The sequence below is a fragment of the Kitasatospora sp. NPDC101235 genome (assembly GCF_044767505.1).
Lineage (GTDB): Bacteria > Actinomycetota > Actinomycetes > Streptomycetales > Streptomycetaceae > Kitasatospora.
The window spans coordinates 36,220-42,436 of record NZ_JBIWNZ010000047.1 but is presented as its reverse complement, the minus strand read 5'-3'; the positions used below and the strand labels follow the sequence as shown (position 1 = coordinate 42,436).

Annotated in this window: 8 protein-coding genes; 6 read left to right on the top strand and 2 right to left on the bottom strand. The window is 70.5% G+C overall.

Annotated elements, in window-relative coordinates; translation table 11 throughout:
• From ACIRRH_RS40710 to ACIRRH_RS40695, 4 genes are all read left to right on the top strand, one after another.
• Window positions 1-1,221 (top strand): transposase (locus ACIRRH_RS40710; protein WP_403078055.1); only part of this gene is annotated, 1,221 nt, incomplete at its 5' end.
• Window positions 1,222-1,264: 43 nt separating this feature from the next.
• Window positions 1,265-1,522, top strand: a complete 258-nt coding sequence (locus ACIRRH_RS40705) for a hypothetical protein (RefSeq protein ID WP_403078053.1) — start codon at window positions 1,265-1,267, stop codon at window positions 1,520-1,522.
• A gap of 149 nt (window positions 1,523-1,671) precedes the next feature.
• Complete coding sequence (locus tag ACIRRH_RS40700) at window positions 1,672-2,742, top strand: tyrosine-type recombinase/integrase (protein WP_403078051.1); 1,071 nt, start codon at window positions 1,672-1,674, stop codon at window positions 2,740-2,742.
• Window positions 2,739-3,170: a hypothetical protein gene (locus ACIRRH_RS40695; protein WP_403078049.1), complete on the top strand. Its 432-nt coding sequence runs from the start codon at window positions 2,739-2,741 to the stop codon at window positions 3,168-3,170. Before ACIRRH_RS40700 ends, ACIRRH_RS40695 begins: the two co-directional genes overlap by 4 nt.
• A gap of 106 nt (window positions 3,171-3,276) precedes the next feature.
• Here ACIRRH_RS40695 and ACIRRH_RS40690 read toward each other — a convergent pair whose 3' ends face one another.
• Complete coding sequence (locus ACIRRH_RS40690) at window positions 3,277-4,278, bottom strand: alpha/beta fold hydrolase (RefSeq protein WP_403078047.1); 1,002 nt, start codon at window positions 4,276-4,278, stop codon at window positions 3,277-3,279.
• 125 nt (window positions 4,279-4,403) lie between these two features.
• Here ACIRRH_RS40690 and ACIRRH_RS40685 point away from each other — a divergent pair, with 125 nt between their 5' ends.
• Entirely contained in the window at window positions 4,404-5,264 is an 861-nt protein-coding gene (locus tag ACIRRH_RS40685; RefSeq protein ID WP_403078045.1) for a helix-turn-helix domain-containing protein, read from the top strand.
• Window positions 5,265-5,375: 111 nt separating this feature from the next.
• Window positions 5,376-5,723, top strand: a complete 348-nt coding sequence (locus ACIRRH_RS40680) for a hypothetical protein (RefSeq protein WP_403078042.1) — start codon at window positions 5,376-5,378, stop codon at window positions 5,721-5,723.
• A 92-nt stretch (window positions 5,724-5,815) separates the two neighbouring features.
• On the opposite strand, the gene ACIRRH_RS40675 is transcribed toward ACIRRH_RS40680, so the two are convergent.
• Window positions 5,816-6,208, bottom strand: a complete 393-nt coding sequence (locus ACIRRH_RS40675; protein ID WP_403078040.1) for a Dabb family protein — start codon at window positions 6,206-6,208, stop codon at window positions 5,816-5,818.
• Between the last annotated feature and the right edge of the window lie 9 nt (window positions 6,209-6,217).

The following is a 6,217-nucleotide window of genomic DNA, read 5'->3' as shown; positions in this document are numbered from 1 at the left end:
TCCGCCCTGGTCACGGACGAGTGGGCCCGTCGTTACGGCAGGCCGGTGCGCTATGACCGGCTGCCCAGGGAGACCAAGGAGCGTGAGCAGTACGCTCTCACGGTCGGCGAGGACGGCATGCGGCTGTTCCGGGCCCTTCTCGCTCCTGGCACTCCGGCCAGGCTTCGGCGGCTGCCGCAGGTGGAGGTGCTGCGGCAGGTCTGGGGCCAGCAGTACTGGTTCGACGAGCACGACGTTCTGCGGTGGCGCGGGCCAAAGCAGACCCGCGACCGGCAGAGCCGACGCCACACCGCCCGCCGGACGACTACCTCAGGGGCGGCCGCTGAGGGCAGACCCGATCCGGCGACGGCACGTGTCCCCTGGTCGTCGGTGGAGATCGTCTCCCCGCACGATCCCCAGGCGCGCTACAGCCACAAGCCCGGCAAAGCCGAGTGGGTCGGCTACAAGGACCACCAGACCGAGACCTGCGACGAGGGCCTGCCCAACGTGATCGTCCACGTCGCCACCACACCGGCGCCCGAGCAGGACATCGACGCCCTGGACCGGATCCACGCCGACCTTTCGACGCGCGGCCACGCCCCGGCCGAGCACCTCGTCGACGGCGGATACGTCACTCCGGCCACCATCCACCGAGCCAGGACCGAGTACGGGATCGACCTGGTCGGCCCGGTCCGCCTCGCCCCGACATCCCGCGCCCACCCGGGGTTCAACAAGGAAGACTTCCTCCCCAACTGGCAGGAACGAACTCTGACTTGCCCGAACGGAGCGACCAGCCCTCCATGGAAACCGACACTCGCAGACGGCCAGGAGCGCCTGTCGGTGCTCTTCCCCCGAGCCACTTGCCGGGCCTGCGAGGACCGCTTGAAATGCACCGGCAACGTCGACGGCAAGGGCCGGCACATCCTCCTCCTGCCCCAGCCCCTGCAGGAGATCCAGAACCAGGTGCGATGCGACCAGCAGACCAGGCCATGGCGCGAGCGATACGCCCTCAGGGCCGGCTGCGAGGCCACCGTCTCCGAGACCGTGCACGCCCACGGCCTCCGGCACTGCCGCTACCGCGGCACAGCGAAAACCCACGTCCAGCACGTCCTCACCGCAGCCGGAACCAACATCATCCGCCTCCACCAGCACCAGCCAGGCGACGACCGGACCAGCTCCGCAACCCGCTTCACGCGCCTCTGCCGACAGACGACCGGCCGGACCCATACCGACAGTCGCTGAAGATCACCAACAGCATCCAGAGAGTGGATCAGAACCATTCCACGTGGCCGCTGTCATGTTCGCGATCCCGGCCCGCGAGCTGGTGCAACGCATGGGCGAATACACCTTGATCGAAGCAGACCCAGACGACCCAGCGCCTTTCGTCGCCTCCGACCTGCTCCTGAGTTTCTGGCGCCCATTCGCAGCCGACGACGAGCCAGGTGAAGAGCAGGGCTACTACTTCAGCTCGGTCCTGCTGGCACGGCCTGGCTACTACGACACGCCTGCTCAGGCTGCGGAGCGACTCCAGCAGAGCTCGTAACTGCCCGTCAGGACGCCAGCAGTACTCGTTTCCGCAGCAGTGCGAAGCCAGCCCGGCCGTACATCTGGCGCTTGATCATTTTAAAAGTTACGTGGAATCTGCCGGGGTGATCATGTCTCTCCGGTGCAACCACGGACTTGGGAGATGTGTTGAGCGGCACGACGGTGCTGGTGGAGAAGTGGCCGGTGCTCGGCAGGCATGAGCAGGCGGCGACCTGGCTGACGATCTGGACGGATCTCGGACGTGCGCCCCGCACGATCGATGCCTATGCCCGTGGGCTGGCCGAGTACCTGGTGATGTGCGAGCGGGAGGACGTCGACCCGATCACCGCGAACCGCGCCCACGTCGCCCTGTTCGTACGGGAGTTGACGTCACGGCCGCACCGTCAGGGTGCGAACGTGGTGACGATCGACTCGGGGTCGGGGCTGGCGAACGCCACGATCCAGCAGCGCCTGGTGCCGGTCCGCCTCTTCTACGACTTCCTCATGGAGGAGGGTCTGCGCGAGTCCAACCCGGTGGGCCGGGGCCGCTACACCCCCGGCCGCCAGCGGGGCGGGCAGCAGCGCGGACTGGTACCGCGGCTCACGAAGCTGCCGTGGATCCCCAGCGAACAGCAGTGGCTGGGGATCCTGCAGGTCGCGCGGGAGGAGTCGGTCCGCAACCGGGTGATGCTGGCCCTGGCCTACGATTCCGCGCTGCGGCGAGAGGAGTTGTGCTCGCTGCGGACCGACGACCTCGATCCCGCCCGCCGGACACTGAGGGTGCGGGCGGAGACGACGAAGAACTGGCTGGAGCGGGTGGTGCCGTACTCGGCGTCGACCGGCGTGCTGATGTCGGCCTACCTCGCCCACCGGGCCACGATCAGCCGGGCCAGGGGGCCGCTGTTCCTGTCGGAGTCCCGGCGCAACCACGGGCAGCCGCTGACCCTGTGGACGTGGTCGAAGGTGGTTCGCCGGATCGCCTTGGCGGCCGGTGCCCCGCGGTTCTCGACCCACACCACCCGGCACCTGTGTCTGACCGATCTGGCCCGGATGGGCTGGGAGTTGCACGCGATCGCCACCTTCGCCGGCCACCGCAACACCGATTCCACGCTCCAGTACATCCACCTGTCCGGCCGGGACCTGGCCGACAAGCTGGCCCGCGGCATGGAGCACATCCACGCCTGGCGAATACAGATGCTCACCTCTGCGGACGGCACGACGGTGGAGGTGTCGCGGTGACCGCACCACTGCTGGCCATCATCCCCGAGGACGGGGCCGGACGCTGGTCCTGGCCGATCACGTTGCTCCACGGCGACGACGGCGGCAGCTCCGATGCCGCCTACCGGCTCGGCTACACCACGGGCCCGTTCCTCCTCGCCGCGATCCTGCTGGGGATCGGGCTCGCGCTGCACGCCGCCGCCCGCCGCCGTCGCTCGCGCACGGCGGGCCCATGGCCGCAGAAGTACGAGCAGTGGCAGCAGATCCACCAGGTGTGGCGGACGGCATGGCTGTGCCGGCGCTGCCGGGTGACGTTCCTCCCCGGTGTTTCCGCTCACCCTGACTCCCCCGCCTCGCCCGCGATACCCGTGGCGCAGTTCCCGCAGTGGCTGGCGAGCATCGCGCACCAGGCCGACAGCGCCGCGAGCGGCCGGGCCGGGTCGAACTGACCGGACGGCGTGCACGGCAAGGCGGAGGAAGGGGTGCCTCCCGGCCGCTCCCACGTTCCGCCGCGCGTCGCAGGCGCGTCTCGCGGCTCCGCTCGACGACGGGTGATCAGCGGGACGCGGTTTCGACGGCGAAGCCGTGGAGGAGGGTTCCGGTGGTGGCGGGGTCCTCGAACATGGGGGTGTGGCCGACGCCGTCGAGGATCTCGATGCGGGCGTGGGGGACGCGGCGGTAGTCCTGGGCGGAGGAGGGCTGCCACCGCCGGTCCTGGGAACCGAAGAGCACCAGGGTCGGCAGGCCGAGGCCGGCGAGCCGGTCGGGGAGGGGGCGTTCCTCCAGGTACGCGCTGGACGCCGCGTCGGTCGCGGTGAGGCTGCGGTAGGTCATGCCCCGGATGTCGGCGACGATCCGGCCGGGGATCTGCACGTGGCGGGTGAACGCGTTGCCGAGCGCGTCGCGGATCGTACCGTCGGTGCGCAGCCGCCAGAGGAACTGCCCCACCACTGGTGTGGTCACCAGGTGGGCGACGAAGCTGTCGCCGATGTACGCGTCGATCCGCGGACCGCTGTCGATCAGCGCGATCGCCGCCACCAGGTCACGGCGCTGCTCGGCCAGCGCCGTGGCGACGGCGCCGCCGGTGGAGTGCCCGACGACCGTCGCGCGGCGCACCCCGAGCCGGTCGAGCACGGTGGCGACCCGGTGTGCCTGCTCCGCCATGCCGTAGCCGTCGGCCGGTTTGGCCGATTGGCCGTGACCGAGCAGGTCCACCCGCACCACGTGCAGGTCCCGCAAGGCCGGCATGACCGGCTCCCACCACGCCGTCGAGCCGCCGAGGCCGTGCAGGAGCACCACCGTGGGCGCGTCCGGGGGACCGTCCTGGACGACGTGGAGGTCCCCGCCGGGAATGCGTACGATCTGCTCACCGGAGGCCTCGGCCGTCTGGTTGAGCACGGACACCGTGTTTGCCGCGAGGAGGAGGGCCAGCACGCCGGCGGCCAGCGCGGCGATCCGCCACCGCCGGGTCCGCGTCCGCCGTCCGCGCGGGACGCCCGGTGCCGGGTCCGGGTGGCTCTGCGGCTGTTGGTCCTGAGAGATGGTCGGCTCGTCCACGGTTCCTCCGTCGGTCGGTGCGCGGTGCCCTCACTCTCGCGGTGGCGGGGCCGGGACGTCTTGGAGAAATGTCGCGCCCCGTACGGTGGTTGATCCCGGCGCCGGGCTGCTCGTACCGTCGTCGTGTGCACCCTGTTCGCCGGACAGCAGACTCCACCGCTGCCTGGGAGATCGAGCGGCCGCCGCGGGTGAGCGCGCTGCCCGGTGTCGACATGGCCGGGTTCCGCATTCGCGGTGGCGGCCCGATCGATCTACGGGCCATTCCTCACCCGGCCGTCACCGTGGCCTTCGAGTTCGGCGGCCGCCCGTTCGACATCCACGGCGCGGTCGGCCGGATGCGGTCGGAGAGCCTGACCGCCGGGCTCGCCTTCAGCGCGTTCGAGGTGCGCGCCCAGGACGTCGAGTGCGTGCAGATACGTCTGTCCCCGCTGGTCGCGCACCCCGTGCTCGGACTCCCGCTCGCGGAGTTGCGCGGGAGCGTCATCGCACTCGACGACCTGTGGGGCCGTGCCGCGCCGCGCCTGCGGGAGCGGCTCCACCATACGCGGACCTGGCCGGAGCGCTTCGCGTTGATCGACAGGGAACTGACGACCCGGTTCCACGAGGGCCGGGAGGCCGATCCCGAGGTGGCCTGGGCCTGGCGCCAGATCGTCGCGAGCCGCGGACGGGCCCGCGTGAGCGACCTCGCGGGCCGGATCGGGTGGAGCCGGCAGCGTACGTGGTCGCGCTTCGGCGCGCAGATCGGCCTGACGCCCAAACGCGCCGCCATGCTGGTCCGTTTCGATCACGCCGTTCACCGCCTGGCCCGGGGGCAGACCCCCGTGCAGGTGGCCGCGGACGGCGGCTACGCCGACCAGTCCCACCTCCACCGCGACGTCCGCGCGTTCACCGGGACCACCCCCACCGCCGCCGCGAACGAGCCGTGGCTGGCCGCCGACGAGCGGGCCTGGCCGGCGCGCGGCGGCGCGGAGCACACGTCTGGCTGAACCGTCGCTCTCTTGAGGCCTGCGGCGCAATGGCGCATGGCGGTTCCCGCCAACCGGTCGCTTTGTCAACCGTGGTGGATGCTTACGCCGCAGGACTGACAGGATCGACCGGTGACCGATTATCAATGCGGGTCGTGCTCCTACGGGAGCGACGATCTCGATGGGCTTCGACAGCACTCGCACCGGACGGGCCACGTCGGCAGCCGGGAGAAGGACGGCATCGAGACCTCCGAGGTCGCCGAGGCCGTGGAAGAGGCCGAGACAACCGAAGGCAGGTTCGGCAAAGGCAGGGCCGCGGCCGAGGTCGGCCTCGGCCTTCTGGCTGCCGCCGCAATTGGGGCTCTCGCCGTCAAGAACGGCGCACTGCAAGTTCGGCTGGCGAAGTTGGTGGCGGAAAACGCGTACTTGAAGTCGGCCAGCGGCGCAGGGGCCACGCTCAGTAGCTTTCGCGGATGCTGAGCTCGGCGCTCGAGCCCCGCCCGTGGTCAGCTCGTTGAGCTGACCACGGGCCTCGTCGTTCTACGGACCGGATGGCGGCCGACCTGCGGTTCTCACCGGTCCGCGAGCAGCGGACCGATCTGGGCGGCCCACTCCGGGTACAGCGTCAGCTTCTCCTCGTGCAGCGCGAGGATGTCGGTGGCCAGGGTGGGCGTCATGTCGTCGGACAGGTCCGGGCCGATGGCGATCCGGGACAGGTACGGCAGGATCTGCGGGTCCCCGGCCAGGTGCACCGGGTCGTGCATGTAGCGTCGCAGGGCGTCCATGTCGGCGATGCCCACGCAGTAGGCGTGCGTGAAGCGGTCCTTCTCCCCCAGGCTCTGACCGACCGTCCCGAAGGACACCGACTCCACCGAGGCGGTGCGGCGCATCAACGCGAGCACGTGCTCCCGCTCCTCCTCGGTGATGTCCTCCTTGAACGCGAACCTCAACGTGTGAACGATCACGCCACTCCC